The organism is Amycolatopsis samaneae (assembly GCF_039541975.1).
In the GTDB taxonomy this organism is placed as follows: Bacteria; Actinomycetota; Actinomycetes; order Mycobacteriales; family Pseudonocardiaceae; genus Amycolatopsis; species Amycolatopsis samaneae.
The window spans coordinates 56,961-70,466 of the sequence record NZ_BAABHG010000004.1; the positions used below are offsets into that span (position 1 = coordinate 56,961).

Below are 13,506 nucleotides of genomic sequence, written 5' to 3' on the forward strand. Positions count from 1 at the left end.
TGATTGTTGATAATTGTTTATCAACAGCGTTGACGCTCGTAAAGGGGGAGGCAGGCAATGACAGGTGGGCAGTACTGCGCGCAACCACCGGACAAGGACGTGGCCCGAGTTTCGTTCACCTGGCGGACAAAACTGGCGATGACCTCATCCTACCTGGACGGTACCACCGCGCTGCTGGCGGTCGGCGAGGTACGTACCGACGGCGGACAGTTCGTGGCGATCCAGGTCGGCGACGGAATTCCGATCCGCCTCGACGGCACCAAACCGGTCAATCTCGCGGTGTTGCTGCGCCAAATTCATTCGAACAAATCCGCGGGCACTCCCTGACGCCGAACTGTCGGCGAACTCATCACCCCTGATCGTCCGAAGTGGACGATTCGGCGGCCCCCGAACCGCGCCCGACCTGTACCGGCGGGCACGGAGCCGGGCCCCCGGGAGTTCTGCGCGCCCGGGGGCCCGGCGCGAACCCATGCCAGAACGGGAGAAGCGACACCGATGAACGCGACGATCTACGTGGACACCGACGCGATACACCCCGTGGCGAACGGCGAGTGGCACCACGCGCGGCTGACCCACGTGCCCGAGCCGGGCGAACGCATCACCATGCTGTGCGGCCTCGTCGCGTCCGCCGAGTTCGCCCAGGTCATCCAGCGCGACGTGCACGGAGTCCCGCGCACCTGCTGGCACTGCGACTACGTCTACCGCCGCGAACACGGCATGGACATCTGGCCCGGCCACCCCGCACTGCCGTCACCCCGGCCCCGAACCTGAAAGTCCACAGTGGAAAAGAACCGATGACACAACAGCATGTGACACCCCCGACCACCGCGCTCGGTCTCGGCCTGCGCGCGCACCGGGAAAGACTCGGCGTCACCGTGCGCGCACTCGCCACCGCGCTGGACGTCGACCCCTGCACCGTCTCCATGATCGAACACGCCGCCCGGCGCCCGAAACTCGAGTACGTCACCCGGTTCCTCGGCTTCCTCGGCGTCACCGGCTCCGAGTACCGGCGGCTGCGCGAGCTGGCCGAACACACCGAAGACACGCACTGGCTGGAGCACGGCCCGGTCGGCTATCCCGTGCTGCGCCTGGAATACGAGCGCACCGCCACCGCGATCACCGAATGGTCCCCCACCCTCGTCCCGGAGCTGCTGCAAACCCCGGACTACGCGCGGGCGGTGCTCGACGCGGGCATGTTGACCGGGGACGAGGTCGACGAAGGCGTCATGCTGCGGCTCGCGCGCCCCGGCACCGACGACCACGGACCCCGGTACACCGTGCTGCTGGGCGAGCCCGCGCTGCACCGCCGCTTCGGCGCCGTCCACGTCCAGCGGGAGCAACTGCGGCACCTGCTCACCGCCGTCGACGAGCGGCGCGCGACCGTCCGGGTCGTGCCGGGCGCGGGTGGCTGGCACCCCAGCCTGATCGCGCCGTTCACCTTCTTCGAATTCCGGAAACGCCGCCCGCTGGTCACCCTCGAACACCACTACATCGGCACGTACGTCACCGAAGAAACCCCGGTCACCCGATACCAGGAGGCACTGGAGCAGCTGGCGGCCCGGCGCGCGCTCGGCGGGGCGGAATCCCGTGACGCCATCGCGCGGACCCTCGGCGCGCTCGGGCCCGGCACGTGAGGCCCGGCGGGTCAGAGCGTGTCGATCGTGGCGCCGAGCGAGGTGAGCAGATTCTCCCGGTTCCCCGGAAAGAGGTTGATGCGCCTACCGCCGCGCTCGTCGCGGTCGAGATAGGTCAGCACCCGGCCCCGCGCGGTGAGATCGACCGCGCTGATCGGCAGGCTCCGGTTCCGGGCGCCCGAACCGTCCCTGGCGGCCGCGTACAACTGATGCGCGGCGTCACGATCGGCCCGCATGATCTCCCACAGCCGCTCGGCCTCCCGGTCCGGTTCGGCGAACGGATCGTCCTCGCGCCGGCCGCCCGGGTCGGCGAAGTCGGTCGCCGCCACGTGCAACGGCCGGACGTCCGCGCCGGGCACGTCCGGCAGGGTCTCGACGAAGTGCTCGCACAACCGCTCCGCCGGGACCGGGTCCAGCCGGACCGTCCGCTGGTCGGTGATCAGCCGGACGGCGTCGTGGCCCAGCGCGGCGACCAGGATGGCGCCGTCGTCCTCGCTCCGGTCCGGGAAGTTGCTCCAGGAGTAGAATTCCCGGCCGGGGCGGGCGATCGTGGTGAGCGTCTGCCGGAAGTCCGGGGTCAGCACGCCGCCGGCCGAGGCGAGGCCCAGCCGGGCGAGCCCGTCGAGCGACCGTTGCCGCAACGTGGTCCGGAACTCGTCGGTCATGTAGTAGTTGTTCGGCCCGATCACCGGGTGGGGCTCGCCGAGTTCTTCGAGTTGCCACGCCACCAGGAAGGCCAGCCGGGGCATCCGCACCGGTCTGTCGAGCACCGCCATCCCTCCCCCTCTTTCCCCGCTCAGCCGCCGATCGTCGGCGGGACGATCGGCAGGCCGGTGCGAGGATCGACCTCCCGGTCGCCGTTCTCGTCGATGGCGAACACGGAGTCGTCCTCGACGCCGTACTTGCGACTGTGCTCGCCGTCCTCGCCGCCCTTGCCGCCGCCCATCCCGGCGCCGCCCATGCCCTGGGCGCCCCGGCCGCCGGGCGTGCCCCGGCCCTCGCCGGGCAGGCCGCCGTTCGCGCCGCCGCGCGGATTTCCCGAGGTGGCCGCGCCGCTGCCCCGGCCGTTGCCGTTGCCTGTGCCGGTGCCTGTCTGGTTCGCGGCCCCGCCGCCGAACTGGCCGGTGCCGGGCCCGAACTCCCCTGGTGTCGCGCCGCCGCCCCCGGCCGAGCCGAACGCCGTCGGCGAGTAGCCGGAACCTCCCGGCGGGGTGTACCCGGCCGCGCGGGTGTGGTCACGCTCGTCGGACGGGGTGTGCTGCAGGGGCATGGTGTGCACCGGAGGCCGGTCCGGCCGCGTGTACACCGGCGGTTGTCCCGGCTGTGGTTGTCCTGGCTGTGGTTTCCCCGGCGCTGGTTTCCGCGGCAGCGGCGGGCGCGGGCCCGGCGGCGGCAGTACCGGCGGCGGCGGGGCCTCCACCTTCGGCTCCGGCGGGAACGGTTCCCTGCCGTGGTACGGCGTGAACGGCTTTCCGGGTGGTGGGGCCGCCTTCTGCGCCAACGTGACGTCGCCGCCGTCGTAGTCCTGGAGCTGCCCGTAGTCGATCTTGAGGTCCGAACCGCCGGACCGCGCCTGCCGCGCGTAGCTGTCGTAGCGCTGGAGGTTCTGCTGCGCGGTCTGGTTGTATTCCCGGATTTTCTTTTCGGTGTCGGTCTCCCACGGGGCGATCACGTCGCCGAAACTCTTGTGCGGCGGCCGATCCGGCATCGGCGTCATCGAGCGTTTCATGTCGTCGAAGCCGTGCGCGAGCCCGGTGAGATTCTGCGAATTCGCGGTGAAGGTCCGCGCCGCCGCCTCCGCGACGTCCGCGAGCGGCTTCATCTTCGCCCGCGCGGCGTCCGCGCCCGCCCCGGTCCACACCGACTCCAGCCCGGCGGTGACCTCCTGGATCCGGCCGCCGATCTCGCTGTGGTCCCTGGCCAGGCCGCCGGCGGTCTGCGCGCCACCATGCCAGTCCGGTGCTCCCCGGCTCTTCATGATCTTGTCGACCAGCTCCGGCGCCGGAACCGCCTGCGTCCCGAGATTCCCGGAAAACAGGTCCCCGAACCAGCCCCCGACGTCGCTGACCCGATCACTGACCCAGTCGACGGCGGCGCCCACCCCGTCGACCACCGCCCCGGCGGCGTCGGCGACCGCGTTCCCGACCGCTTTCGCCGCGTCCCCGATGGCATCGAAGAACCCCATCAGGAACCCGCCTTCTGCCGCAGATTCGTCACGACCATGTCCGCGACCTGAGCCGTCACCTGACAGGGATCGACCTTCCCCTTCTTCGCGGGGCCCAAGATAATGCTCGCGTCGAAGGAGAGATCGTCGGCAACGCCGACGCTGACCTGACAGAAGTAGTCCGGCTCTCCGCCGCTCGGTGTCACGTGCGCGACGGCGGGGAAACCCTGGATCGGCGGCAGGGGGCGCCACACGACCGCCTGCGGTTTGGTGTTCTCGTATTCACCACTCAAGCCTGTACGCGTCTGCGTGTCGTAACTGACGGACGCGTGGGACCCCTTGTCGCTGTTGTGCCAGTTGCACGCCGGTCCGAGCGGGCTGCTGTCCGGCTTCCCTTGCGGGGCCGTGCCCAGGATCTTCTCCAGCTGTCCCGGCGTGAGCGCACTCTGACAGGGGTCGCTGCTCAACGCCGATACTGGCATGGGACTGTCGACCTTGGGCGCGCCTCCGCGCGGCAACCCCGCAGAGGGCGACTCACTCCGGGGCGTGCCGACCGGGTTCGCGGCCGGTTTGCCAGTACATCCCACCGCGAGGGCGGCTATCACCACACAGCTGAAAGCAACAGATGTCGCGCGGTGTTTCATCCCGCGAGCCCTCCGTTCCCCGCCGTCCTGGCAAGGCCCTCCTTGGCGTGCCGGTCGGACGCCTCGGTGACGCCCAGCGCGTCCCGCAGCCGGACAGCCAATTCCGACAGGTAACCGAACTCGCGCTTGATATGCCCCGCGCCGTACTGGAATGCTCCGGCGCCCTGCGCGCCACCGACCAGCTGAGAGTTGTACCCGTTGCTCGCCGGATCGTCCGCGGGTGGACGCATCTTGCACAGGCGCTCCGCTTTCGGCAGCAACGCGGCCAAGTCGTCGAGAATGCCCTCGGCCTTCCGGAGCATGGTCCTGGCTTCCTCGGCGTTGAGGGTGAATCCCGGCGCCGAGGGCGGAGCCGCTCCGGCGCCACCCCCTCCCCCGCCGTGGTCGCCGACTATCGAGAACTGGACGTCACTGAGCCAGTTTCCCGGCTCCGGCGCTGGCTGTGTCATGCGCTCCCCTCGCTTGTGACACGTGCCGGGTCAGACGGCACACACCGGCTCGGGAGTTTCCCTCCCGAAACGACCTCGACTGTCACCGTAGCCGATTGGTCACCCGTGGTCAGCCAGGTGGGGAAATAGATTTCCGAGTGTTCGCCACCACACAGAAGCCGACCAGGTGTTTTCGGCGAAAACGGACCACACGCACTCAGATTGGCACAACATGCGAATATTCTTCTTATTGATAAGGCTGTTCCGACGAGTGTGGGTTCCCTCGATCGTAGTAAAGCGTTCCGCGCCGGTAACACCACAGGTGCCGGGATTCATGATCGTATCCGTTGTTTTCCACAGGTCACATCCCGCGAGACACATCTCATGCCGTGAAGGACCCCTTCACGGCGCTCAACGCCCTGAAGGGCCCCCTCACGACACTGAAATCCACAAAGGACAATCCAGCTACGTGTTCGGGACATCGGCGGCAGCACGAACCGCGTGCCGTGAAGGACTCCTTACCAGCGCCAATGCTGTGAAGGAGTCCTTCACGGACCTCTACCGCGCGGAAGCCGGTGGCCGCAAGTGACGTCACGTCATGTCCGTCCGGCAGGAATGTCATGGCGCTCAGGTGACGCGGTGGCACTGGTCGCGGAGCACCGCGGCCGGTGGAATCGGGGTCACACCACCGAATGATCCCGAAGAGGGGAACACCATCATGAGGAGACCGCGTCTCGCCGTGACGATCCCGGCCGCCCTGTGCGGGCTGCTGGCGGGGATGGCACCGGCGGTGGCGAGTCCCGGCCCCGCCACGCCGGACACCACCAGGATCCCGGCCCGGTACACCGGGCAGGCGCTGGAGTGGCATGCGTGCGCCACGGGCGAACTGGCCGACCTCCCGCCGGGCACCGACATCACCGGGCTCGAATGCGCCACCTATCGCACGCCCCGCGACTGGGACCGTCCGGACGACGGCCAGGAGCTGACCATCGCGATCAGCAGGCTCAGGCCCACCGGCGCGACGACGGCATCGGTACTCACCAATCCGGGCGGACCCGGCGGGCCGGGCCGCTGGTTCCCGATCATGCTGCGCGGCCAGGACAAACTGCGCACGCACCAGGAGATCATCGGCATCGACACCCGGGGCACCGGCCGCAGCACCACCGTCAGCTGCGGCGGGGCGGACGACACCGGCGCCGACCTCGACCCGCGCGACCGCGATCCGCGCAACCTGAACCTGATCGTGGACGCGACCCGGTACACGGCGACCGCGTGTCACCGGGCCACGGGCGAGTTGGGGTCGCTGATCAGCACCTTCCAGAACGTCCGGGACCTGAACCTGCTGCGGACCCTGCTCGGCCGGGACAAGATCAACTGGGTCGGGTACTCGGCGGGGACCTGGCTGGGCGCGCACTACGCCCAGCGGTTCCCGCAGCACACCGGCCGGTTCGTGCTGGACTCCTCGACCCAGTTCACCGGCACCTGGCAGCAGTCGTTCGACTGGCAGCCGCTGGGCTACGAACGTCGCTGGCGGCAGGACTTCCTGCCGTGGCTGGCGCGGTACGACGCCCAGTACCACTTCGGCACCAGCGGCGAGGCGGCCCGGCAGACCTACGAGAACGTCCGGTACGCGCTGACCCGCGAACCGGTCGAGGTGAACGGCACGAAGATCGGCGCGGTCCTGCTGGACTCCTACCTCGTCGGCGCGCTCAAGGCCAAGAGCCAGTTCCCGGCGATCGCCACCACGCTGGTCAAGGTCAGGACGCTGACCGACGCCCGCGCTTCGGCGGCGGCGAAGGACGACGCCCGCGCGGCGCTCGGGACGACGTTGTCGAAGAGCGCCTTGCCGCTGGACGGGCCGCTCCGGGCGGCCGGGGCCGACGACGCCATGGTGTCGACGCTGATCACCACCCTGTGCAACGACGGGCCGTGGACGGGCGACCGGCAGTCGCTGATCCGGCGGTCGCAGGAGTACCTCGACCGTGGCGTGACGCTGCACAGCTCGCTGTGGATGCGGTTGCAGACCTGCGCCTTCTGGCCGGGCAAGCCCCGGCCGATGCCGGTGCTGGACGGCAAGGGCGTGCCGCCGGTGGTGATCGTCCAGTCCGAGCACGACCCCGCCACGCCGATCGAGGGTGCCAGGAAGGCACACGCCGCGTTCCGGAACTCGCGGCTGCTGACCGTCACCGGTGAAGGCGACCACGGCATCTACGGGATCGGCGGCAACAAGGCCGTGGACAGGGTCGTCGACGACTACCTGGTCGACGGCGTCGTTCCGGCGGACCAGAGCGTCCCCGGGCTCCCGCTGCCCACGCCGTAGCCCGTCCTTTGTGGATCGCCCGCGCTGTGCTGAAGGACGCTTTCAGTGCGTTGAGTGCACTGAAGGCGTCCTTCAGCGCCGCCCCGACCGTCCCCAGCCGTCCCGGCCGTCCCGCCGAGGGACGCCCTAGGTGCGCTCAGTGCGACGAGGGCGTCCCTCGGCGCGCCCAATGCACCGAAGGCGTCCCTCGGTGCCGCCCCGGCCGGCCACTCGCGCGGCGCAGAAGTCCGTGAATGCCACATTGAGGGACTCTGAGTCCCTCAATGTGGCATTCACGGACCACGGGGGGCGCAATGGACACGGTTGGTGCCGGAATTCCCTTATCGCGTTGTGCTTAGGTACTTTCCGCTTGCCGGGCCGGTACGCACGGTGTTACCGAAGACGTATGCGCGTGCTGGTGGCCGAGGACGAGAAGATGATGGCGGACGCGATAGGCGAGGGCCTGCGGGACGCCGCGCTCGCGGTCGACGTCGTCTACGACGGCGCCGCCGCGCTGGAAAGATGCTGCGGCACCGCCTACGACGTCGTGGTGCTCGACCGGGGGCTCCCGCTGGTGCACGGCGACGAGGTCTGCCGGACGGTCGTCGCCGAGCACCCGGCCACCCGGGTCATGCTGCTCACCGCGGCGGCCGAGGTCGCCGACCGGGTCTCCGGGCTCGAACTCGGCGCGGACGACTACCTGGCCAAGCCGTTCGCCTTCACCGAACTCGTCGCCAGGGTGCGGTCGCTGGGACGGCGCAGCAGGCCCGCGGTCCCGCCGGTGCTCGAACGGGCCGGGGTCAGCCTGGACCCGGCCCGCCACCGCGTGGTGCGCGGCGACCGGCTGATCTCCCTGGCCAAGAAGGAGTTCATCGTCCTGGAGGAACTGCTCCGGGCGGACGGCGCGGTCGTCTCGGCCGAAGACCTGCTGGAAACGGCGTGGGACGAGCACATCAATCCGTTCACCAACGTCGTCCGCGTGACCATGACCTCGCTCCGGCGCAAGCTGGCCGATCCCCCGGTCATCGAAACCGTCTCCGGCGTCGGATACCGAATCCCGTGAAACGCTGGCCGCTGCGCGCGAAACTGACGCTGGCGTACACCTCGCTGTCCGCCGTCACCGGGGCCGTGCTGCTCGGCCTGATCATGCTGCTGTCGCACCGCGCGCGCCCGATGGGCGTGGCGGGCGTGCTGCCCGACACCGATCCGCCGGTCCCCCTGCCGCTCCCCCAGCCCATCGAAGACCTGGGCACGATCACCTACTCCACACTGCTCCAGAACGGCGCCATCGCGCTGGGCGTGGTCATGGCGCTGGCCGCCGTGCTCGGCTGGTTCACCGCGCGGCGCGCGCTGCGCCCGGTCCGGTCCATCACCGCCGCCGCACAGCGCGCGGCCGAGGAGGAACTGGGCACCCGCATCCGGCTCACCGGCCCGCAGGACGAGATCAAGGAACTCGCCGACGCCTTCGACCACATGCTGGTGCGGCTGGAACGCTCGTTCGCCGGGCAGCGCCGGTTCATCGCCAACGCCGCGCACGAGCTGAAGACGCCGGTCGCGGCCCAGCGGGCGGTCGCCGAGGTGGCGCTCGCGCGGCCGGGCGTCAGCGCCGAAACCACCGCGCTGGGCCGCAAGGTGCTCTCCGCCCTCGACCGTCAGGAACGCATGCTCGCCGGGCTGCTCGCGCTGGCCCAGAACGCGGAAACCGTCGGGAAGAACGACGTCGTCGACCTGGCCGAACTCGCCGACGGCATCCTGTGGGAGCGGCTCGCGCGCGCCGGTACGCCGATCGAGCTGCGGCCGGAACTCGCCGAGGCCAAGGTCCACGGCGACGCCGTCCTGCTGGAACAGCTGGTGCACAACCTCGTCGAGAACGCCTTCATCCACAATGGACCGCGCGGCTGGGTGGCGGTGCGCACCTCGGGGGCGGCGGGCACCTGCGTCTTCGAGATCGCCAACGGCGGACCTCGGCTCGCCGTGACCGACGGCGACGAACTGTTCGAGCCGTTCCGGCGGTCCTGTTTCGACCGGGCGGATCCGCCGCCGGGCAGCGGCCTCGGGCTTTCGGTCGTGCGCGCGATCGCCGAGGCGCACGGCGGCACGGTCACCGCCCGGCCACGCGAGGAGGGCGGACTGCTGGTGCACGTCGGCCTGCCCGCCGCGTGACCTTTCGGGCAGCCCGGCCTTCGAGTCCTTGCCGACCCGGAAAGCACCAGGCGGCCGAGGCACTGATCGGCCACGCGAAGTAGTCCGCGCTCTTCCGGAGCCGACGGCGGGCCCCATCTCCGCGAGAGATTCGCTGGATCGCTAGAAGCTATCACTTCTCGTATTGACACTCACACGCTGCGGTTATAGCCTCTAACTTGAGCAATGGTTAATCACAGCTCTTCGGGTCCGCCACACCAGGAGGAACACCATGTCCGGCACCTGTCATCGGCACGGTGCTGTCCGGGCCGACGCCGTGTCCGTGACGGTCGCCGTGTACTCGCCGGATCCGGTGGCCAGACTGGGCACGGCGAGCATCCTCGACGCCGACCCGCGACTGGAGGTGCTCGGCGAGGCCGAGTTCGCGACGGCCGAGGTGATCACGGTCGTCGAGGATTCCGTCGGGGACGAGACATTCAGGTTCCTGCGCGAAGTCCGGGCCGCGTCCCGCCTCGAAGCACCACCGCGGTGCGTGCTCGTCACCGACCACTTCCGGCCCGAGGGCCTGATGACCGCCATCGAGTGCGGGATGGCCGCGCTGCTGCGGCGGCGCGGCCTCGACCGCGACCCCCTGACGCGGGCGGTGGTCGCGGTCAGCCAGGGCGCGGCCGTGCTGCCGCCCCGGCTGCAGGGCAACCTGCTCACCCACCTCGACCGGATGCAGCGGGATCTGCTGGAACCACAGGGACTCGCGTTGTCCGGTCTGTCCACACGGGAACGTGAGCTGCTCCGGCTGCTCGCCGAAGGGCACGACACGGAGGAGATCGCGGCGAAACTCGCGTACTCGGAGAGCACCGTGAAGAACGTCCTCCACCGCATGATGTCCCGCTACCGCCTCAACAACCGCGCGCACGCGGTCGCCTTCGCGGTCCGTGCCGGGGTGATCTGACCACCCCGTTCACCGGCCGAGGACACCGTCGCCCCACGACACCGGTTCGAGGTCGAGTATCGGCTCGGCGACATCGTTCTCGGCCAGGCCGTCCGCGAAGTCCTCCCAGTCCATATTGGCTATCGACAGGTTGGTCTCGATCTCGACGACCGCCGGTGGTGTCGCGCGGAAGCTCTCGCCGTGGCTGTCCTCGTCGAGGCTGACGACCAGCACGTGGTGCTCGGCGGAGGTCATGGCCGCCCCGTCGGCGAGGAGCAGGATGTCCCAGCTCGCGCCCGGCGGCACCAGCCGCACGAGCTGGGCCGCGTCCAGCCCCTCGAACCGGACGTCGTCGACCGGCACCACGTTCGCGGAGTTCACGATGTCGTCGGCGCGGTACTCGGCGGTCACCGCCCGCGCGGTGGCCGCCCACGCCGCGTCGTCGGAGAAGTCCGTGCGTACCAAGGGAACCGAGTCGCCCGGCGGCAGGAGCGGCGTGCCCACCGGAATCGCCGGGGCGTTCGGGACCAGCGGGCTCAACGGCACCGCCGCGCTCGACGGCACCGCCGGGACCAACGGTGTCGCCGGGATCATCGGCTGCAGGGGTTCCATCGCACGGAACGACGTGGGTACTTCCGGCGCCTCCCCTCCGGCGGGCGTGCCCCGGTAGGCGACCGGAGCCTCGCCCGCGCGCTGGCGGTACCCGGCGAAACCGCTGCTGCCGCTCGCGAACAGGCGGACGGATTCGAGCTGCAGGTAGTAGTCACCGTGGTTGCCGGCGAACTCGAAGCGATAGCGATCGTAGGGAACCGGTCCGGCGATCCGGTACATCCGGGACTGGTGCCGGTCGGTGAACGACTGGCCGGCGCGGGTGTCGAGCACCTGCCAGCGGTTCCCGTCGGCCGAGCCGGACAGCGTCCACCGCTCCGGGTCGCGGCCGGGCTCGTCGTTGGCGGAGGTGAACGAGTAGGTCGTGACCGCGACCGGCCGCGTCAGGATGAATTCGAGGCTGGCAGCGCTTTCCAGTGCGAGCCACTTGTCGCGTCCCCGCTGGACGAGGTTCGCGGCGACCTCGCCCGCGTCGCGGTACTCGCTGCTCGTCCACACCGCGGTGACCAGGTCGGTGACGTCCGCGCCGCCGGACAGCCCCACCGAACGCAGCAGCACCGAAGCGCCGCCGCCGGAGGCGTCCCGCCAGGACAGCCACCGCAGTGGCGCCTCACCACCGTCGTCGATCAGCACCCGCAGCTCGCCCGCCGGGGACCAGGTGTCGGCGCTGGTTCCCCCGACCTCCGTGTGGAACTCGTACCCGCGTGCTTCGTCCCCCGTGGACGTGTGCTCGGCGAGTTCGCCGCGCAGCTCCACCACGTGGCCGTCGACGCCCTGGCGATGGCCGTAGCAGCTCGCCATGTCCGGCGCGAAGCCGACCGAAGTCCGGGTTTCGTCCTCGGTGCCCCAGGACAGCTGCACCGGCAGCGCGCCTTCGCCGTCGTCCACGCGCAGCACCAGGGGCGACTCGGGCAACCACACGGTGGAACCCCAGGTGCGCCGCCACAAACGGAACGGGAACAGCAAGCTCTCTCCTCCGACGACGTGCCACCGGTGAGTCCGGCGACGTCACCGTAGCCGGACGGCCGCGCCAGGTCCGGAAATACCGCAACGAACTGCCCTGACGGACAACGGCGAATGTCCGGGAGAACCTGTTCCGCCTTCGTACCGTCAGCGGCGAGCTCGCCGTCCAGCCATAAAGAAAAGATAAGCCGCCGGTTAGCGGCCACCACCCGTCCGCTCCGAAACACTGGGCGCACTCCGGGAAACGCCCGGAAACCGGAAAGCCTTGGGAGATCTCCGATGACCAGGAACCGTTTCGCCCAGTCGATCACCGTCAAGCGCGCCGCCGCGACGCTGGCCGCCGGTGCCGCGCTCGTCTCGGGCACCGCGCTGGCCTTCGCCGGGTCGGCCTCCGCCGCGCCGGCCGGCCACCAGACCCAGGTGTGCGCCAAGGGCGACTACGCCGCCTACGCGGTGTTCCCCGAGCGGGGCGGCCTGTCCACCGCAGTCGTCGACGCGGGTAAGTGCATGCCGTTCGACCTCGGCAACCGCGACGTCATCGAGACGGTCGAGGTCTGGGGCTTCCTCCCCGCGAAGACCCCGAACGACGCCCCCACGACCTTCCCCGTCGCGACCGGGAAGGTCCACGACAGCAAGGGCGGGACGATCGCCGCGACCGGCACCGTCGAGCACCCGGACGCCCAGTTCCCGCTGCTCTGATCGTCGTCCGTCCTTGGTGGACAACGGTCCGTGAATGCCACATTGAGGGACTCTGAGTCCCTCAATGTGGCATTCACGGACCGGGGGAACTCCGGGGCGGGGTTTCGCCGAGCGTGGCCAGTAGTTCGGTCAGCGCGTCGCCCAGCGGCCGGTCGACGCGCACGGCCGCGTGCTCGTCGCCGCGCGTCACCCCCTGGTTGACGATCGCGACCGGAACGCCCGCCGCGGCCGCGCGGCGCACGAAACGCAGCCCGGACATGACGGTCAGGGACGACCCCAGCACCAGCAGCGCCGAACACTCCCGCACCATCCGGTAGCACCGCTCGACCCGGGAACCCGGAACGTTCTCACCGAAGAACACGACGTCGGGTTTCAGCAGGCCGCCGCAGCTCTCGCAGTCCACCACGACGAACCCGGCGACCTCGTGCTCGGCCAGGTCCACGTCGCCGTCCGGGTTCACCGCGCTCACCGCGGCCCGGAATCCCGGGTTCGCCGCGCGCAGCCGCCGGTCCAGCTCCTCCCTGGCGCTGTATCTCCCGCAGGACAGGCAGATCACCCGGTCCAGGATGCCGTGCAGGTCCACCACTCCCGGCGTGCCGGCGGCCTGGTGCAGCCCGTCCACGTTCTGCGTGATCACGCCGGACACATGACCCAGCGCGCGCAGCCGGGCCACCGCGTGGTGGCCGCTGTTGGGCCGGGCGCGGGCGATGGTGCGCCAGCCGAGGTGGCTGCGCGCCCAGTACCGGCGACGGCCCTCGGCGCTGCCGACGAACTCGCCGTAGGTCATCGGGGTGTGCCTGCGCAGGCTGCCCGCCGCGCCCCGGTAGTCCGGGATGCCGGACTCCGTGCTCAGCCCGGCACCGCTGAGCACCAGCACGCCGCCCCGCCGGAGCAACTCGGCGACCGCGCCCAGCTCCGCCGTGCGCGGCAACGGATCGCCGGTGGGCGTCCAGCTCAGCGTGGGTCGGGTGCGCACACCGGCCAGTTTACGTCCAC

At 70.3% G+C, this 13,506-nt stretch carries 14 protein-coding genes; 8 read left to right on the forward strand and 6 right to left on the reverse strand.

From position 1 onward, the window contains the following. The first annotated feature begins 57 nt into the window (after window positions 1-57). The 3 genes from ABD987_RS10980 to ABD987_RS10990 all read left to right on the forward strand — a co-directional run bounded on the left by ABD987_RS10980 (window position 58) and on the right by ABD987_RS10990 (window position 1,634). Entirely contained in the window at window positions 58-327 is a 270-nt protein-coding gene (locus ABD987_RS10980; RefSeq protein ID WP_345390109.1) for a hypothetical protein, read from the forward strand. Between the two features lie 168 nt (window positions 328-495). Continuing rightward, a complete protein-coding gene (locus tag ABD987_RS10985) occupies window positions 496-771 on the forward strand; it encodes a hypothetical protein (protein WP_345390112.1) in 276 nt (91 codons plus the stop codon). A 23-nt stretch (window positions 772-794) separates the two neighbouring features. Then, window positions 795-1,634: a helix-turn-helix domain-containing protein gene (locus tag ABD987_RS10990; RefSeq protein ID WP_345390115.1), complete on the forward strand. Its 840-nt coding sequence runs from the start codon at window positions 795-797 to the stop codon at window positions 1,632-1,634. Window positions 1,635-1,645: 11 nt separating this feature from the next. Here ABD987_RS10990 and ABD987_RS10995 read toward each other — a convergent pair whose 3' ends face one another. The 4 genes from ABD987_RS10995 to ABD987_RS11010 are packed head-to-tail and all read right to left on the reverse strand — an operon-like array spanning window position 1,646 to window position 4,891. After that, window positions 1,646-2,404, reverse strand: coding sequence for an ESX secretion-associated protein EspG (locus ABD987_RS10995; protein ID WP_345390117.1), 759 nt, complete (start codon window positions 2,402-2,404; stop codon window positions 1,646-1,648). 26 nt (window positions 2,405-2,430) lie between these two features. Further along, entirely contained in the window at window positions 2,431-3,819 is a 1,389-nt protein-coding gene (locus ABD987_RS11000) for a hypothetical protein (protein ID WP_345390119.1), read from the reverse strand. Further along, window positions 3,819-4,442, reverse strand: coding sequence for a DUF3558 domain-containing protein (locus tag ABD987_RS11005; protein ID WP_345390121.1), 624 nt, complete (start codon window positions 4,440-4,442; stop codon window positions 3,819-3,821). The genes ABD987_RS11000 and ABD987_RS11005 overlap by 1 nt, the downstream gene beginning before the upstream one ends. Beyond that, complete coding sequence (locus ABD987_RS11010) at window positions 4,439-4,891, reverse strand: hypothetical protein (protein WP_345390124.1); 453 nt, start codon at window positions 4,889-4,891, stop codon at window positions 4,439-4,441. The genes ABD987_RS11005 and ABD987_RS11010 overlap by 4 nt, the downstream gene beginning before the upstream one ends. Before the next feature lie 697 nt (window positions 4,892-5,588). Here ABD987_RS11010 and ABD987_RS11015 point away from each other — a divergent pair. The 4 genes from ABD987_RS11015 (at window position 5,589) to ABD987_RS11030 (ending at window position 10,260) form a co-directional block, all read left to right on the forward strand. After that, window positions 5,589-7,190 (forward strand): alpha/beta hydrolase, encoded by a 1,602-nt coding sequence (locus ABD987_RS11015; protein ID WP_345390126.1) that lies wholly within the window; start codon window positions 5,589-5,591, stop codon window positions 7,188-7,190. Window positions 7,191-7,575: 385 nt separating this feature from the next. Then, a complete protein-coding gene (locus ABD987_RS11020) occupies window positions 7,576-8,232 on the forward strand; it encodes a response regulator transcription factor (RefSeq protein WP_345390129.1) in 657 nt (218 codons plus the stop codon). After that, window positions 8,229-9,332: a sensor histidine kinase gene (locus ABD987_RS11025; RefSeq protein WP_345390132.1), complete on the forward strand. Its 1,104-nt coding sequence runs from the start codon at window positions 8,229-8,231 to the stop codon at window positions 9,330-9,332. Before ABD987_RS11020 ends, ABD987_RS11025 begins: the two co-directional genes overlap by 4 nt. Before the next feature lie 250 nt (window positions 9,333-9,582). Next, window positions 9,583-10,260, forward strand: a complete 678-nt coding sequence (locus ABD987_RS11030) for a response regulator transcription factor (RefSeq protein WP_345390134.1) — start codon at window positions 9,583-9,585, stop codon at window positions 10,258-10,260. A gap of 9 nt (window positions 10,261-10,269) precedes the next feature. Here ABD987_RS11030 and ABD987_RS11035 read toward each other — a convergent pair whose 3' ends face one another. Further along, window positions 10,270-11,814, reverse strand: a complete 1,545-nt coding sequence (locus ABD987_RS11035; protein ID WP_345390137.1) for a DUF6924 domain-containing protein — start codon at window positions 11,812-11,814, stop codon at window positions 10,270-10,272. Between the two features lie 276 nt (window positions 11,815-12,090). Here ABD987_RS11035 and ABD987_RS11040 point away from each other — a divergent pair, with 276 nt between their 5' ends. Next, on the forward strand, window positions 12,091-12,510 hold the full coding sequence (locus tag ABD987_RS11040) for a hypothetical protein (RefSeq protein WP_345390140.1): 420 nt from the start codon (window positions 12,091-12,093) through the stop codon (window positions 12,508-12,510). Between the two features lie 73 nt (window positions 12,511-12,583). On the opposite strand, the gene ABD987_RS11045 is transcribed toward ABD987_RS11040, so the two are convergent. Then, window positions 12,584-13,486 carry an NAD-dependent protein deacetylase gene (locus tag ABD987_RS11045; protein ID WP_345390142.1) on the reverse strand — a complete coding sequence of 301 codons (903 nt, stop codon included), beginning with the start codon at window positions 13,484-13,486 and terminating at the stop codon, window positions 12,584-12,586. Window positions 13,487-13,506: the final 20 nt, after the last annotated feature.

Excerpts from the sequence above, each read along its gene's own strand:
- ABD987_RS10980 (WP_345390109.1), top strand. The coding sequence starts at position 58 with ATGACAGGTGGGCAGTACTGCGCGCAACCACCGGACAAGGACGTGGCC.
- ABD987_RS10985 (WP_345390112.1), top strand. The coding sequence starts at position 496 with ATGAACGCGACGATCTACGTGGACACCGACGCGATACACCCCGTGGCG.
- ABD987_RS10990 (WP_345390115.1), top strand. The coding sequence starts at position 795 with ATGACACAACAGCATGTGACACCCCCGACCACCGCGCTCGGTCTCGGC.
- ABD987_RS11000 (WP_345390119.1), bottom strand. The coding sequence starts at position 3,819 with ATGGGGTTCTTCGATGCCATCGGGGACGCGGCGAAAGCGGTCGGGAAC.
- ABD987_RS11005 (WP_345390121.1), bottom strand. The coding sequence starts at position 4,442 with ATGAAACACCGCGCGACATCTGTTGCTTTCAGCTGTGTGGTGATAGCC.
- ABD987_RS11010 (WP_345390124.1), bottom strand. The coding sequence starts at position 4,891 with ATGACACAGCCAGCGCCGGAGCCGGGAAACTGGCTCAGTGACGTCCAG.
- ABD987_RS11015 (WP_345390126.1), top strand. The coding sequence starts at position 5,589 with ATGAGGAGACCGCGTCTCGCCGTGACGATCCCGGCCGCCCTGTGCGGG.
- ABD987_RS11020 (WP_345390129.1), top strand. The coding sequence starts at position 7,576 with ATGCGCGTGCTGGTGGCCGAGGACGAGAAGATGATGGCGGACGCGATA.
- ABD987_RS11030 (WP_345390134.1), top strand. The coding sequence starts at position 9,583 with ATGTCCGGCACCTGTCATCGGCACGGTGCTGTCCGGGCCGACGCCGTG.
- ABD987_RS11040 (WP_345390140.1), top strand. The coding sequence starts at position 12,091 with ATGACCAGGAACCGTTTCGCCCAGTCGATCACCGTCAAGCGCGCCGCC.